Genomic DNA, 15438 nt, shown 5'->3' on the forward strand with positions numbered 1-15438 from the left:
GTGCGCGACCGGACGCCCGGACAGGACACGCTCGATGAGAATCCGCCTGCCGTGAACGGTCAGCCGGGCATTACGGTGGGGCACGAAGACCTCCGGTGTGGAGCCTAGACACCTCCACCACACCGGAGGTCTTCGCCATGATCAAGACCTGCCAGCGTTAACAACGCTCGTGATCAATACACCTAGGACATGTCGCCCCGGCACACCGTTCCCGGGGCCGGTGTGCGCCCCGTGCGGAGGTATCGGTCGACCGCCTTTACGACGCAGCGGTTCTGCGGGTACGTCCCGTGGCCCTCCTCCTCGGCCGTCAGGAGCACGCCCACACCGTCGCCCAGAGCGCGGGCCATGTGCTGGGAACCGGCGTACGGGGTTCTCGGGTCACCGGTGCCGCCGACCACCAGGATGGGATCCGCGCCCTCGGCGTTCACCTGCGGGGTGACCCGCTCGCCGTCGAACGGCCAGTCGTAGCAGAGGTAGACACCGCTGGACCAGGCCGCGCCGAACACCGGTGACGCGGCCTCGACGCGCCGCGAGTCCCTGTCCAGACGTTCGAGGTCGGGGCGCAGGCTGGAGTCCGCGCAGGTGATCGCGGTCAGGGCGGCGCGGCTGGTGTCCTGCGGCTCCGCCGCCCGGTCGGCGGTGCCGGTGTGTTCCGAGCCCTTGTCCAGCGGGCGGCCGTCGTTGTGGTCGATCAGCGCGGTGAGTGCCTTGGCCAGGGGCGGCCAGCCGTCGGTGCCGCGGGCGAGGTGGTCGTCGACGTCGGACGCGAGGGCGTCGGCGTCGATGGTCCTGCCGCCTCCGGCCGGGGCGGGCTTCTTCTCCAGGCGGTCGGCCAGGCGCGCCATGCGGCGGGCGGCCTCCTCGGGCCCGTCGCCGGTCGGGCAGTCGCGGATACGGGCCGCGCAGTGCACGGTGAACCGGTCGAACGCCGCCTGGACCGCCTTGACCTGCGCCACCTGCTCCTCGTCGAGGTCCACGGTCGGATCGACCGACGCTTCGAGGACGACCCGTCCGACGTGTGCCGGGTACAGGTGGGCGTAGGCCGCGCCGAGCGCCGTGCCGTACGAGACGCCGAAGTAGTGCATCCGCTTGTCGCCGAGGAGGTAGCGCATCAGGTCGAGGTCGCGCGCGGTGTGCGAGGTGCCGATGTACGGGAGGATCGCCCCGGAGTGCTTGGCGCAGGCCTCGCCCCCCTCGACTCCGGTGTCGTCCGCTGTCTTCCCGCAGCGCACGGGGATGGTCGCGCCCACGCCGCGCGGGTCGAAGGAGACCAGGTCGTAGCGGTCGAGCAGATGCCCGTACTGGCGGATGAACGCGGGCAGTCCGCTCACGCCGGACACGCCGGGTCCACCGAAGTTGAGGACGAGGGAGCCGATGCGCCGGCTGTTCGGCCCGGTGGCCCTGAGGCGTATCAGGGCGACGTCGATCGTCCGGCCGTCCGGCTTCCGGTAGTCCAGGGGGGCCTTCATGACGGCGCACTCGTAGCCCTCGCGCGCGGTCGGCGGCGAGGTGCAGCGGGACCAGCGGAGGTGCTGACCGGTGGTGAGCGCGGCGGGCAGACCGGCGGGCGGGTTGGTCGCGGTGAACTCCGTACGCGGCTCCGCGTGCCGGTGCCGGGCGTCGCGCTGGATCCAGGCGCCGACGGCCCCCATCACGGCGAGGAGGAGGACCACGATAATGCGCGCACCGACCGAGAAGCCCGGTCTGCGGCTCCGTATCGGATGTGCGTCGCTCATGGCAGACCCCGCGTTCCCGCCCCTGGACGCCCGCCCCGTGCCGCACGCCCGAACTGATGTCCGTCGAATGAGTGCAGCGTACAAGCCGTCCACCCGCTCACAGGCGGTGCACAGCCGTCGCGCGGCTGTGCCGTCTCTGCGACGAGTTTGTGTCATTCCTGGCCCAGGGTGAGTAGGGCGTCGCGGCGCGCCTCATTGACGCGCTGCCGTCGCCGTGTTGCCCGGAACACCCTCCGGCTGTCGTACAGCGCAGCCTCTACCGCGAGTTAGGTCAAAATGATACGTAAGGGACGCATCGTCGCCGCAGTTGCCCTCACCACCCTGAGTCTCGGGCTCACGGCCTGCAACGATGACGAGGACCCGGCAGCGATGCCGGAGTCGCCCTCGGCCTCCGCCCCGTCCTCGCCCGCCCCGAGCAGCGAGAGCCCGTCGGCGGACCCCAGCGACGACGCCGGCTCCAAGCCCAGTGATGACGTCGCCGCACCCGGCACGAAGTTCAAGGTCGGTGACCGCGCGGTCGTGCCGTTCAAGTACGGGACGTCAAAGGAGGGCACGGTCGCCATCACCGTCACGGCGATCGAGAAGGGCACCGAGGCCGACATGGCACCCTTCGGTGACAAGGCGAAGGGCATGACGCCGTACTACATCCGCATGAAGGTGGAGAACGTCGGCGGCACGGACCTCTCCTACTCGTCGCTGAGGCTGCGCGGCCAGCTGGCCGGCGGCGCGCCCACGGGCGTCATCCTGATCGGCGACCTCCCGGGCAAGTGCGACAGCGAGACGGCCCCCCGCGACTTCACCACGAAGGGCGCCTCCTACGAGACCTGCTCGCTCAGCGCCACGAAGACCGACCCCATCGCGGTCGCGTCGTTCGAGGAGGGTGACGCGTACAGCGACAGCCCGGTCGTCTGGACCAGCTGACCACCCGCTCCCACGACCGTGGGCCGGTCCGGCGAAGCACTTGCCGCGTTCGGGACACTCGTACGCATGGAACGGGAGGAAGCCGCGAACGACCGTGGGCCGATGGCCTGTTACCTCTACTCGCTCACCGGATACGCAGATGCCGGACTGTTCGATGAGGGGGAGGCCGGGCCCACCGGTCAGCGGCCGACCCTGCGGTAGCGGCTGAGGACGGCGGCCCCCACCTGCTCGGCGGCCAGGCATTCCAGGTCGGTGTGAGGCCCGTCCGAGGGGAACAGCCTCCGCCCGGTGCCCAGGACGGTGGGGAAGGCCAGCAGCCGGTACTCGTCCACCAGGTCCGCGGCCATCAGCCGGCGCACGACGCTCAGGCTCCCGGCGACCACCACGTCCCGCTGCTCGCGCTTGACGGCATCGACCAAGTCGCCGTCGAGGTTCCGCGAGTTCGTCCAGGCGGACATGTCGCCGGGGGCCAGGGAGCGGGAGACGACCAGCTTGGGCACGGCGTTCATCCGCGCGGCGAACGGGTCGTCGCGGCCCGGCCAGATCCGCGAGAACAGCTCCCACGTGGTGCGCCCGAGCAGGAGCACCCCCTCGTCCATGGTGCGGCCGAGCCGGAACTTGTCCCCGGCGACCGCCTCCGGGCCGTGCCGGAACGCCCAGCCGCCCAACGGGGTGGCCTGGGACCCGTCCGGGTCGGACACGACCCCGTCCAGCGTGATGAACTCGATGACGACGACGCTCACGATGAGGCTCCTCTCGGTTCGGTGTTCACCGGTATCTACCGGCGGCCCCGCCCCGACTCATCGCTCCCGGCGGAAATCCTTCGCGGAAATCTCGCGCGGCAGGCCGAAGGCGTCGAAGACGCGCGGATCGGCGAAGACCACGTTGTGCGCGACCAGGCCGTCGACGACGGTGAAGACCTGCAAGGTGTGCAGACGGTGCCCACCGCCGGGCCCCGGCGCGTACGCGGCGAGCGCGGGCTGCCCATTGGCGGTGAGCTCCCGCAGGGCCCAGCCGGTGCCGCGCATCGCGAACACCCGCTCCATGAAACGGCCGTAGTCCCCGCTGCCGAGGTACCACAACGGCACCGGCGGCATCTCCAGCACGGCGTCGTCGGCCAGCAGCCGCACCAGCGCGGGCACATCCGCCGCCTCGAACGCCCGCACGTACCGCTGGACGACCGCCCGCACCCCGGGATCGTCCGGCTCGGCGATCGCACCGGCATCGCGCACCTCGGCGAGCGCCGTACGGGCCCGCTGCAACGCGCTGTTGACCGCCGCGACCGTCGTCCCCAACTGCTCGGCGACCTCGGCGGCGGTGAACGCCAGCACCTCGCGCAACACCAGCACCGCCCGCTGCCGGGCCGGCAGCACCTGCACCGCCGCCACCCAGGCCAGTCGCAGATCGGCCCGCACCTCCACGTCGAACCGCGCGTCGGGAAACGGCTCCAGCCAGGGAACGTCCGATGCCGGTACGAGCGGAGCCCCGGGATCGTCGCTCGGCGCCCCGAGGCCGGACGGCAGCGGACGGCGCCCGCGCCCCTCCAGAGCGGTCAGGCACACGTTGGTCGCGATCCGGTACAGCCAGGTCCGCACCGACGCACGCGCCGGGTCGTACCGGTCCCGGGCCTTCCACGCGCGCAGCAACGTCTCCTGCACCAGGTCCTCGGCCTCGTGGAACGACCCCAGCATCCGGTAGCAGTACGCCGTCAACTCGCCCCGGAACGGCTCGAACTCCAAGCGGTGCACGCACATTCTCCTAGTTATGTTCACCTGATGGTCACATATATCGGTAGGCTCTGGGGCGCTCCATCCGCACCACCGAGGGGGAATCGCGCCATGCGCACCCGTATCCGTCATGCCCTGACCGCCGCCGCAACCACGGCTTCGGTCGTCTCGCTCGGCCTCGCCGCCGGCACCCCTGCCCAGGCTGCCGAGTACTCCTCCGTCCTGAAGATCAAGGGCGTCCAGTACGACGCACCGGGGCGCGACTCCAACAAGTGCTCGGGCGGCAACGCGGCGAGCGAGTACCTGACGATCAAGAACTACTCGCGGACCACGACGGTCAACCTCAAGGGCTACGTCGTCAAGGACGCCACCGGTAACAAGTTCACCTTCACCAAGTCCCACACGCTGCAGCCCGGCGACTACGTGAAGCTCCGGGGCAACCGGGGCACCGACTCCGACGCCAAGAACGTCGTCTACCGACAGAACTGCAACTTCATCTGGAACAACGACAAGGACACGATCTACCTCTACAAGCCCTCCGGCGCCCGCGCGGACGTCCACGCGTACACCAAGAAGGCCAACGACCGCGATGGCAACGGCTACATCACCTATCACGGGTAACGCCCCCGGCAACGCGGCCCCCGTGCCGCGCGGCCCTCGTCCGCGCGGCACGGGGGATCATCCACCACGAACGGTTTCGCACATGCTGATCCCCATCGAGGCCGTTGACGGCACCGCGCTGATCGAGGTGGTACGGCTGTCCGGCCTGCCCGGCAGCGAACAGCACCGATCCGTCCTCTCCTCCGGCCCGGACCCTTCTGTCACTCTTCCGTCGGGCAGGCCAGTAGCCGACCGGCCGAGGGGCAGCGCCCGCCACGAAACCGGCAGCCATAAGTTTTACGTAAGATCAAGTGAGTGAAGCCGAATCTCCGGGGCACAGGACGTCTCGGAGGTTGATAATCATGGTTCCTGTCATTCTTGTTCTTCTGCTCGCTCTGCTTCTCTTCGGTGCCGGATTCGCACTGAAGGCGCTGTGGTGGATCGCGGTCATCGTGCTGGTGGTCTGGGTCCTCGGATTCGTGATCCGGCCGACGGCCAACGGTAAGCGGGGCCGCTGGTACCGGTGGTGAATTCTTCGCTGCTCGGTTCTGCTCCGGCGGTGTAATAGGGAATTTCACTTCTACGAAAGGGGCTTGCCGTGCTCGGCATAGTCGCTGCGGTGTTGTTCTTCATTTCCTTCCTGATCAACGCTGCGGATATCAGCACCAACGATGTCTTCTCCTCGACCAACGTGATGCTGCTGGGGCTCACGGCCCTGGCCCTCCACGTGGCGGGGATAGGCAGTGGCTGGGCCGCCCGCCGCAGGCGGTGACGTGCCGCCTCGCGTCCCTGCCCACACGGAACGAGCCCTCGACTTCGCAGTCGAGGGCTCGTTTCGCGTCCGGCGGCTCCCCTACGACAGGGACAGCAGGCGGTCCAGGACCCCCGGGTCGGCCTTCACCCCGTCGTGCAGATGGGTCTCGGAGACCCAGGTGCGCAGGCCGCGTACCCGGGACGCCGTGGTCAGGGCGTGATCGTGGTCGACGTACATGTCCTGGCGGTACACCGCAGCGGCGACCGGCACCGTGTTGGCCGCGAGGCGGTCGAGGTCGTAGAGGGCGGGCCAGTCGGTGCGGTGGGCGAGCGCGTCCGCGGCCGCCTTCAGGGGGACGAGGGCCGGATCCTCGTCGAACATCCAGGGGTACATCATCTCGCCCGTGAAATGGAGCGGCCCGCCCGCGGAGGCGTCGAACTCGGGGAACTCCGCCCGGACCCGGTCGGCGGACCACGCTGTGGGACGGCCGCCCTGCGCGTAGATCGCCTCGTGCAGGACCGCGTACAGCGGACGCGGCGCGAGCGAGACGACGGAGTCGACGCCCCGCAGGAACGTGTCGGAGAGGACCGGCCCGCCCCGCCCGGGGACGAAGGCGCACTCCAGCAGGTAGTGCAGGGAGTCGAAGGCCGACGCCGTGCCGAACGTGATCCCGAGCGTCTGGAACCGCCGCACCGACAGGCGTTCGCCCGACGGCATACGGACATCGTGGTCCGCCAGGTGGGCCGCGACGCGCTCGGCCAGGGCACGGTCGAGCGGGTAGCGCTCGAAGTACCGGGCGTTGGCGGTGAGCGTACGCCGGTACGCCGCTCGGTACACGTCATCGGCGTGACCGGTCAGGGTGGGCAGGCCACCGGTGATCAGGGCCCGGTCCAGGCCCTCTGGGGCGAGGCCGAGATAGGTGAGCGTGGCGAAGCCGCCGAAGCTCTGGCCCAGGACCGTCCAGGGCCGGTCGCCCTGCAGCCGGCGGCGCAGCAGCTCCGCGTCGCGGACGATCGAATCGGCCCGGAAGTAAGTGAGGTACTGCGCGGCGTCGGCCCGGTCGGCCAGTGTGGTGCGGTCCGCCGGGGTGGAGCGGCCGGTGCCCCGCTGGTCGAGGAGGACGACGCGGAAGTCCTTCAGCGCGCGGCGCAGCCAGGCGCCCGCCGCGTTGGGGCGTTCCGCCCGCCCGCCCGGCCCGCCCTGGAGCCAGAGCAGCCGCGGCAGCTCACGGCCCGCCATGCCCTCGGCGACGACCTCCCGCGCGAAGACGGAGATACCGGGCCCGTCGGGGCGGGCATGGTCGAGCGGTACGTCGAGGGTGTGATCGGTGCAGACGAGGCCGCTGTGGCGGTACGTGATCTGGTCGTCGGTCAAGTCCGGCTCCTGGGGCGGGGTGTACGGGGGCGGGCGGGGGAGCGGCGGTCAGTAGCCGGCGACGCCCAGCTCGCGGCAGATCTCGACCAGCTCGGGGTGCACGTACACGCCGTCCTTCTCGATGCACTCGCCGTCGAGGAAGATCGACGGGCCGAGGACCGAGCCGTCGGTGTGGGCGGCGGACACCCACGGCTCGCCGCCGATCCACGCACCCTTGGTGCCGATGCCCAGCTCCACGCAGCCGAAGACGCGCTCGTCCTCGACGATGCGGCCGGTCGGCGCCGGGACACCCGGGTTGAAGCCCAGGGACCAGTGGGCGACGCGGAACATGTTCGGGTCGTCCCAGGACTCCATCCAGCGGCGGAAGATCTCCGCGTCCTGACCCTCGCCGTCGATCTTCGTGACGACGCCCTTCTCGACGGTGCAGCGGACCGGGGTGCGCAGCAGACCGAGCTGGTCCGGCGGCCACAGCGCACCGTCGAAGACGAGCACGCCGTCCTGGGTCTCCTCCAGCGGGTTCCAGGAGATCTGGCCGGAGAGCATGACGGTCTCGCCGGGGTTCTCGGCGGGCTTGCCCCGCAGGTTGATGGGGCGGTCGCCGTTGCGGCCGGTGATGTCGGTGCCGTTGGCCGAGGTGATGCGCACCTCGTCCGCCTGCTCCAGGAGGCGGACCAGCGCCTTGCCGAGCTTGATGACGCCCTCGAAGTCGGGGCGGCCGACCGTCGCGACGAGCATGTGCACGTCCATGGCGGTGAGGTTGGTGTAGCGGCAGCCGTTCGCCATCGCACGGCGGAACGCGTCGGAGTGCATCACGTACGAGACGGCGAACTCGATCCACACGTCGGCGTCGGCTATGGCGCCGGCGACGGGGCGCGGCGGCTCCATGGAGGAGCTGGGCATCGTCTCGTACCAGACGACGACGGGGTGCGCCCCGGCCGCCGCGACGGCCTGGGCGGTGGCGTCCACGACCCGGCGGTCGCTGCTGGTGTCGCCGGTGAGGACGACGTGCTCGCCGGGCTTGACGAGCATGACCTGCTCGACGAGCTTGCGAGCGGCGAGGGCGAGTTCGTAGCTCAGGTACTCGGACCGGGGTTCGAGCCGGCTGAACATCTCCATGGATCTTCTCCTTGCGGTGGTGCGGGTGTGCGGAGGTGGTAGAGGGGGAGCGGGGTCAGCTCGCCTTGATGATCTGGGCCGAGTCGCCCAGGGAGCTGCCCGCGATGAGGCCGGCGCCGACCAGGTTCAGTTCCTCGTCGGCGGCGGGGCCGCGCCATTTGCGGTAGCCGACGCGCACGGCGAGCGCGGCGAGGACCATCCAGCAGGCGTTCGGGGTGAGGATCAGCAGGCCGGTCGCGAGCATGACGCCCATCTGCCGCTTGGTGCCGCCGATCAGCTGGATGGCGGCGCCGGGGATGGCCCACAGCAGCAGGGTGCGCAGCACACCCGGTTCGCCCAGGCCGTTCTTGACGGTGTCGGCGTAGACCTTGGCGACCGGCGGGATCAGCCCCTGCTTGAAGTACGACTGCCACAGGACGGCCACCACGACGAGGGCCGCGGCGAAGCCGATGAGGGCCGCGCGGAACTGCTCGCGGCGCCCCTCCCGCTCGTACGGGTCCCAGGGCCGGTGCTCGCGGCGCAGCAGCCAGCCGGCCTTCAGGTCGTAGCCCATGTCGGCGAAGGCGGGGCCGGTGGCCGACACGTAACCGACCAGGAGCGCGAGCGGCACCGACGGGATGCCGATGAGCAGTCCCAGGACCAGGAAGATCAGGGTGACGGCGAACGACGGGAACCAGCCGGACTGCATCGCGGCGAGCCCGACGATCAGCTCGTGCACGAGCGCGGCGAACGCGGCGAACAGCACCCAGCCGAGCAGCCCCAGCGGACTCATGTCACCGATCAGCCCACCGAGGACGGCGAGCAGCACGGCTCCGGCGACGAACAGGGCGTAACCGCGTACGAGCGACCGGCGCAGCGCCTTCTCGTCAACGGTGTACGAGGTCGTCTCGTCGTATCCCGCGACGGTCGCCGCGGCAGTGGGCTGCTGCGCTGAGCGGCGGCGGACCAGGAGCACGACCGCCTGGCCGAGGGCGACGACGCCCGCGCCGACCATCACGCCGTGCGGTACGTACCCGGCGCCGAGGTCGGTGTGGAACAGATCGGGGCTGAACTCGCGCAGACCGAGCCCCACGCCGAACATGAGCAGCGCCCAGACGTTGCCGAGGAAGGCGACACCGGCGGCGGACAGCGGCAGGCTGAACAGGGTGCCGCCGAGCCCCACGAGCGTGCCCGCGCCGAGCACCAGGGCCCGCTTCCCGCCCTTGTCGCCGGCCTTGATCGTCTCGGCGGCGGCCTGTCCGGGCGGCCAGGCCGCGTCGGCGGGCAGCAGCCGGGAGCCGAAGGAGCGGTAGAGCACCCAGGTGTCGATGAGCAGGCCCACGAAGGACCCGGCCAGCATCGGCCACACCAGGTCCTTGCGCCCGAAGACGTACGGCACCGCGATCGAGGTGAGCAGCGCGTTGGCGGAGGCGAAGGTGGCGGCGGAGATGGCGCTCTGGGCGAGGTTCTGCCGGTGCACGGAGCGCATCGAGCGCAGTCCGGCGAGCGGGATGCGGCCGATGAGCATGGCGATCAGCGCGCCGACGACCGAGGTGTTGGCGGAGATCCCCAGCTTGGCGACGAGGTCCGCGCCGATGACGGCGCCGACGACGGACAGCACGGCGAGGACGACGAACACGACGGGTTCGCGCACGCGGGGGTGGCCGGCGCCGGAGGATGCGGCGGCGGGGCCGGAGTCGGAGGGCGGCGGCGCGGTGGCCGACGGCGAGGTGTGATGCGACACGGAACACCCCTTGGTGGGTGGGCCCTGCCCCGGGACGGGGAGGGACTTTTCGGGCAGGCTGCGGCGATCCGCGTACTCCGGAACGATGCATGTCGTACGGATGCGGGGCCCGCCGGACAGCGCCGCCGGGCCGGGCGGGTCAGGAGCCGAAGGCGGCCGTGGCCTCCTCGGCTCCGGCCAGAACGAGTTCGGTGATGCGGTCGACGGCCCGGGCGACGCGGTGCGCGGGCCCGATGACGGTCAGCGAGGCGGCGATGCTGCCGGCCTGGAACACGGGGGCGGCCACGGCTGCGACGGCCTCGTCGTACTCGCCGTGGCTGACGCTGTACCCCCGGGAGCGTACGTCCGCGTACCGGTCCAGGAGGATGTCGAGGCCGGTGACGGTGTGGTCGTTGAAACGCTGGAGCGGGGTGGCTCCGAACAGGCGGCGGATCTCCGCTTCGGAGTAGTGGGCGAAGATGGCGTGGCCGGACGCGCCTGCGTGGCCGGGCATCACGGCACCGACGATCGCGGTGTAGCGGACCGGTCCGGTGCCGTCGACCGCGGCGGCGCACCGGTATCCGGCGCCCTGCGGCACGTTCAGCACGACGCTCTCGCCGGTCTCCCGCAGCAGCCCGGCGAGGATCGGCCGGACCAGCGACGGCAGTACACCGCTGTGCTCCCCGGCGCGGGCCAGCCGGGACACGGCGGGGCCGAGCCGGTAGCGGCGGGTGGTGGTGTCGCAGGTCAGGAAGGAGCGGGAGGCGAGCGTGGTGAGGATGCGCTGGGCGACGGCCTTGTCCCAGCCGTGCCTGCGCGCCATCTCGCTCACCCCCCACTCGGGGCGCCGCTCGGTGAACGACAGCAGGGCGAGCAGGGCGCGGTCCGCTCCCTGAAGCACGCCCGGCTGCGGCGGGGCCAGGACGTCCGCGTCGTCGCGCCGGTCGGCCCCGTGGGCGGCGCCGCCGGCGGACGCGCCGTTCACCTCGTTCATGGCCTCGTCACTCTCCTCGCTGATCCGGTGCGCTGAGCGCAACGCCGTTGCGCTCAGCGGTGAGAACTATGTGATCAGCGAGGCGTGGTGTCAAGGGTGCTCTTCGGCACGGCGATGGTTTCGACGAGGCCGCCGGCCGACACCCGGGCCGCCGGCTACAGCCGCAGCAGCACCGCGCGGGTGCCCAGCACGGGCAGGTCGACGGTCGTGGTGCCCGCCTCGTCCGGCGTCAGGAGGTCGCCGGAAGCCCCGAGGTAATCCGCCGTGCGGGCCTCCGTGACGGGGAAGCCGGGGGTGATCCGGCAGGCGACCGGTTCCTCGGCGAAGGACTGGAGCCGGACGAGCACCTGGCCGGGGGCCGGGACGGTGAGCCCCACGACGCGCACGCGCCGGTCGCTGACGCTCAGCAATCCGTACGAGGCGTCCGGAGCCGGACTCTCCTCGCCCAGAGCGCGGACGGCGAGCAGCGGGCGGCTGCCCACGGCCGCGGTGTGCATGCCCAGCACGGGCCCGCTGGTGTGCGGGGCCTGTCCGAAGGACACGCTGTAGCGGAACACATGGTCGAACGCCTGCTCGGAGGGGAAGTTGGTGTCCCAGATGTTGTTGTGCACCCAGGAGAAGAGCGTGCCGGGCTCGTCCTGGGCCAGCGACTGCGGATACGGCACGTACGGGACGGCGATCCCGCCCACCTGGACGAGCGGCGCGTCCTGCGTGGCGACGGCCGCGACCACCTCGTCCTCCGCGAAGCTCACCCAGCGCCGCACCGCGCGCATGTGCTGGGCGGACCCGGGCACGACCGGCAGCCCGGTACCCGTCATGCCGCCCGTCGCCTCCATCCGGACGGCAGGCCGGCGCATCGCGAAGGGGAACGCGAAGAACGCGCTCTCCTTGGTCAGCGTCGCCGGCTTCACGATCCGGTTCTCCAGATCGATCCGGGCCTGCCCGCGCGGCAGATGGACGCGCACCCGCAGCCGCTCGGTGCCGGCCGGGGCGCACTCGTAGACCAGCGTCTCACCCGTCGCATCGCGGAAACGGTCCACCAGCGCGGCCGGGGGCGCGGCGGTGCGGGAGGCGAGGAGGTGCATCGACCCGTTCGCCGTGGTCTTGCTCGACTGATGGTTGAAGCCCCCGGCCGTGGCGTACTCGTCGTACACATAGGCGTTGAGACCCACCGTGGCGTCCTGGCGCACCAGCTCCCGGCCGGTGCGCTTGTCGACCACCGAGCCGATCCACGCCGACCGCAGGTCCACCCGCACCCGCAGGAACTCGTTCTCCAGGACCGGCGGCTCCTCGGCACGGCTTTCGGGGACGGCCGGCGGCTCCTGGCCCGGGACGACATCCACCCGTACCGCGCCATGCGCCGGCACCTCCGTGAGCCGGAACAGCAGGAAGCGGCCCGCGGCCCGGTGCAGCTCGTTGGACTGCGCCTCCTCGGTGTGCTCCAGCACCGAGCCGTCGCGGGCGTCGAGCACCCGGACCGGGTCCTCCAGGGCGACCGTGCTCTCGGGAAGGAACAGCCGGACCGTCTCCGACCGCGGCCAGCTGCACGTATTGGTCACATAGAAACCGGCGAGCGTCCCCTCGCGCGGGGAGAGCCTGCCGCCGAGCGCCGCACCCGCGCCGTCCAGGAGCGTCTTCGCGTCGTCGTGGGCGCGCAGCGCCTGGGCGTACTTCCAGTGCCACTGGCGCTCACCGGAGGCGTGCCCGTGGTCGCCGTGCGTCCAGGGATCGCCACCGCCCCAGGTGTGCTCGTTGAACAGGGAGGCAGCCCGGTAGACGTCGGGCGCCGAAGCCGTGGTGCCCGAACCCGCCGCGCCGAGGATCTCCGCGTGCCCGGCGACCGTCTGGGCGTCGGCCAGCGCCGCCTGACCGTCACGGGTGGCGGCCAGCGGGACCGCACCGGCACCGACCCCGTCGACCCACCAGTCGCTCCAGTCGCCCTCGAAGGTCTCCAGACGGTCCCCGTAACGGGCTTCCGCGTCGAGGAAGAAGTCCTCGTTGCGTGAGGTTCGCAGGGCGGGGAAGGCCCATTCCTCGTTCCACCTGCGCACGGTGTCCGCGATGACACGCCGCGGCGGGCCGTTGTCCGCGAACTTGCCCAGGACCCGCAGGTGCAGGACGTCCCACGGGTACGGATCGCCCTTGAACTCCTCGTCCAGAACCGGGAATCCGGGGATCCCGCGCCCCTCGTGCGGGTACTGCCGGGTGGCCAGCGCCGACAGATAGTGCGGCAGCAGGTCGTCGACCCGGTCGTAGGACTCGTCGAAGCCCAGGATCGAGCCCTCCATGTACGCCAGCCCGTGCGGGGTGTCGGTGCGCCACACCAGCACACTGCGTCCGCCCGGCGCGCGCCACCGGAACAGCCGGGGCAGAGCCCCGCCGCCGGTGTGGTGCGGCACGGCCCGGCCCGCCCAGTTGTGGGCGACCGAGAGGTAGCGGATGCCGCTGTCGGCGAGCACGTCGGGCAGGCCCACCACCTGACCGGGGACATCCGTCTGCATGGCCGTGGTGACGTCGATGCCGTGCCGGGCGCGCAATTCGCGCACCGGGCGCAGCAACTCGTGCAGTTCGTCCGTCGAGCACGTTTCCGTGTGCAGGTTGAAGGGCATCGCCGTCAGCTCGATACGCCCCTGACGCACCCGCTCCAGGAACTGCGCGACCTGCTCCGGCGGCCGGTTCGCCGACCAGTTCTCGAAGCTGAAGAACCCCTCGACGGCCCAGCGGAACTTCGACGCGTCGGGCCGGTCGTCCGTCGTACGGCACAGTTCGAGCAGGGAGTCGAGGTACTTGCGGCCCTCGGCGAGCACGGTGCCCTGGGGGTCGGTGTAGCCGATGTCGAGATGGGCGTGCTGCACCAGGTGCAGCGTCCAGTGCCGCTGCGGGGTCAGCAGCACCTCGACGTGTTCGCCGGGAGCCAGGTCGGGCAGCTCGACGAGTACCGGCAGCGGAGCGTCCACCTCCGGGACCAGCAGCCGGGTCTCGCCGGCCGGCCCGGGTATCAGCTCGCTGCGGACGGAGGCGCCGGACAGAGTGGTGACCGCGACCCGGGCGAGGGGGCGGCCGGCCTGGATGCGCACGGACTGCAGCAGCCCGCCGTCACCGTCGTGGCGCAGCAGCGGTTCGCAGGAGAGCCGGACGGGGTGTCCGCCGAGGACACCGGTGGCGCTCACACCGCGGTCGCGCAGGATGTCGCGGGCGATGTCGGAGTCCCACCAGGAGGGGCGGGACAGATCGGGGCGGGGCATGGAGAGGGTTCTCCGCTCTGGCATGGTGCCGGTTCGGTGCGAGGATGCGGGGTCAGGAGGTTTCGGTGGCGAGACCCGCGAAGATCTGGACCATCGCGGACTGTTCGAGGGTCTCGGCGGAGGCGGTCGGCTCGTAGTCGCCGCCGCCCGAGGGCTGGAAGCGGAAGAGGCCGTTGGCGGGATCGCGGTTCTCCTTCCAGACCCGCTCCGCGTAGGCGCTCTCGGTCTGCCGGTAGGCCGGGTCGTGGCGGACCCCGTCCAGCATCCGGAGGTTGTCGAAGTAGATCGCGTTGAAGATCGCCGGCTGGTCGTGCAGCCGCTCGCCCTCCTTCCAGTACGCGAGCGACCCCTCGGCGTCCTGTACGGCGCGGCGGAGATACGTGCGGTCCCCCGTGGCCTTGTAGAGCGTGGTGGCGGTGCCGATCATGGCCCCGGAGTTGTACGTCCACAGGGTGGAGTTGACGGAGCCGTCGTCGCCGAGGCTGTTGCGGTAAAGACCGGGGGACTGGCGCAGGCACGACCAGTTCCACTCGTACCACCGCTGCGCGCTCGTCAGGTAGCCGCCCTCGTGCGTCTCCTGGTGGAGCCGGGCGGCCAGCTCCGCGGCCAGGCCCGTGACGTTGGCAGCGCGCATGTCGTTGGCCGGGGAGTCGACCCAGTGCATCCCGCCGGGGCACGCCTTGGCCGGGTCGTCGTCCCAGCCCCGGCTGACGATGTCGAAGGCGAGCTCGGCCCGGTGCAGATAGACGGCGTCCCCGGTGGCCTCGTACTGGTCCAGCAGGGACAGCCCGACGACGGAGTTGTCGTCGTAGAAGACGTCACCGCCCTGCCCGAGCGGTGCCGGGAGGTACGAGTCGTAGCCGGGCCTGCCGTCACGCGGCTCGAAGTACAGCTCCAGGGTCGAGAAGCGTTCCGCCGCGTCCGCCGTGTAGCGCCGGCCCGACCCCGGAAGGGCGGCCATGTCGACCGTCGCGGCCGCCGCCTCCCGCATCGGCCACAGATAGGAATGGGCGTTGTCGGCGTCGCGGTGCGGTGTCGCCTCCTGGTAAAGGCCGTGGTCGTCCGCGCCCTGGTACAGGTGATGCTGGAGCGCGTCGTACGTCTGCACGGCCCGGGCCTTCCAGGGGCCCGTCGCCGGATGGCCTGCCGCGAGGGCGGGAGAGGGGGAGAGGGCTGCGCAGAGCAGGGGCGCTGCGGCCAGGGCGAGGGCGGTGCGGGCGGAGAGTTTCACCGGGATGCCTTTCGGGAAGCGGCTCGGGGCGTCGGTGC

The 15438-nt window shown here is 71.3% G+C and carries 14 protein-coding genes; 5 read left to right on the forward strand and 9 right to left on the reverse strand.

Annotated elements, in window-relative coordinates; genetic code table 11:
* Positions 1–182 precede the first annotated feature (182 nt).
* Complete coding sequence (locus ACIQZN_RS34115) at positions 183–1736, reverse strand: alpha/beta hydrolase (RefSeq protein ID WP_404002462.1); 1554 nt, start codon at positions 1734–1736, stop codon at positions 183–185.
* 276 nt (positions 1737–2012) lie between these two features.
* Between ACIQZN_RS34115 and ACIQZN_RS34120 the strand changes: the two genes are divergently transcribed.
* Positions 2013–2657, forward strand: a complete 645-nt coding sequence (locus tag ACIQZN_RS34120; protein WP_404002464.1) for a hypothetical protein — start codon at positions 2013–2015, stop codon at positions 2655–2657.
* Between the two features lie 179 nt (positions 2658–2836).
* Here ACIQZN_RS34120 and ACIQZN_RS34125 read toward each other — a convergent pair whose 3' ends face one another.
* Entirely contained in the window at positions 2837–3400 is a 564-nt protein-coding gene (locus tag ACIQZN_RS34125; protein ID WP_404002466.1) for a dihydrofolate reductase family protein, read from the reverse strand.
* A 57-nt stretch (positions 3401–3457) separates the two neighbouring features.
* Entirely contained in the window at positions 3458–4396 is a 939-nt protein-coding gene (locus ACIQZN_RS34130; protein WP_404002563.1) for a sigma-70 family RNA polymerase sigma factor, read from the reverse strand.
* A 99-nt stretch (positions 4397–4495) separates the two neighbouring features.
* On the opposite strand from ACIQZN_RS34130, the gene ACIQZN_RS34135 reads away from it, so the two are divergent.
* From ACIQZN_RS34135 to ACIQZN_RS34150, 4 genes are all read left to right on the forward strand, one after another.
* Positions 4496–5005, forward strand: a complete 510-nt coding sequence (locus ACIQZN_RS34135; RefSeq protein WP_404002468.1) for a lamin tail domain-containing protein — start codon at positions 4496–4498, stop codon at positions 5003–5005.
* 82 nt (positions 5006–5087) lie between these two features.
* Positions 5088–5303, forward strand: a complete 216-nt coding sequence (locus ACIQZN_RS34140; protein WP_404002470.1) for a hypothetical protein — start codon at positions 5088–5090, stop codon at positions 5301–5303.
* A 43-nt stretch (positions 5304–5346) separates the two neighbouring features.
* Entirely contained in the window at positions 5347–5514 is a 168-nt protein-coding gene (locus ACIQZN_RS34145) for a hydrophobic protein (protein ID WP_404002471.1), read from the forward strand.
* Positions 5515–5582: 68 nt separating this feature from the next.
* Positions 5583–5756 carry a hypothetical protein gene (locus ACIQZN_RS34150; protein WP_404002473.1) on the forward strand — a complete coding sequence of 58 codons (174 nt, stop codon included), beginning with the start codon at positions 5583–5585 and terminating at the stop codon, positions 5754–5756.
* An 81-nt stretch (positions 5757–5837) separates the two neighbouring features.
* Here the strand turns inward: ACIQZN_RS34150 and ACIQZN_RS34155 are convergent, their stop codons facing one another.
* The 6 genes from ACIQZN_RS34155 to ACIQZN_RS34180 form a co-directional block, all read right to left on the reverse strand.
* A complete protein-coding gene (locus tag ACIQZN_RS34155) occupies positions 5838–7112 on the reverse strand; it encodes an alpha/beta fold hydrolase (protein ID WP_404002475.1) in 1275 nt (424 codons plus the stop codon).
* Positions 7113–7160: 48 nt separating this feature from the next.
* Entirely contained in the window at positions 7161–8228 is a 1068-nt protein-coding gene (locus tag ACIQZN_RS34160) for a hypothetical protein (RefSeq protein ID WP_018103123.1), read from the reverse strand.
* 55 nt (positions 8229–8283) lie between these two features.
* Positions 8284–9951 carry an OPT/YSL family transporter gene (locus ACIQZN_RS34165; protein WP_404002477.1) on the reverse strand — a complete coding sequence of 556 codons (1668 nt, stop codon included), beginning with the start codon at positions 9949–9951 and terminating at the stop codon, positions 8284–8286.
* A gap of 139 nt (positions 9952–10090) precedes the next feature.
* The gene (locus ACIQZN_RS34170) at positions 10091–10924 is read right to left on the reverse strand and encodes an IclR family transcriptional regulator (RefSeq protein WP_404002479.1); all 834 of its coding nucleotides are present in this window, start codon (positions 10922–10924) and stop codon (positions 10091–10093) included.
* A 155-nt stretch (positions 10925–11079) separates the two neighbouring features.
* Positions 11080–14169, reverse strand: coding sequence for an alpha-mannosidase (locus ACIQZN_RS34175; protein WP_404002480.1), 3090 nt, complete (start codon positions 14167–14169; stop codon positions 11080–11082).
* Between the two features lie 52 nt (positions 14170–14221).
* Positions 14222–15400, reverse strand: a complete 1179-nt coding sequence (locus tag ACIQZN_RS34180) for a glycoside hydrolase family 76 protein (RefSeq protein WP_404002482.1) — start codon at positions 15398–15400, stop codon at positions 14222–14224.
* Between the last annotated feature and the right edge of the window lie 38 nt (positions 15401–15438).

The organism is Streptomyces sp. NPDC097595, assembly GCF_044761525.1.
Classification (GTDB): domain Bacteria; phylum Actinomycetota; class Actinomycetes; order Streptomycetales; family Streptomycetaceae; genus Streptomyces; species Streptomyces drozdowiczii_A.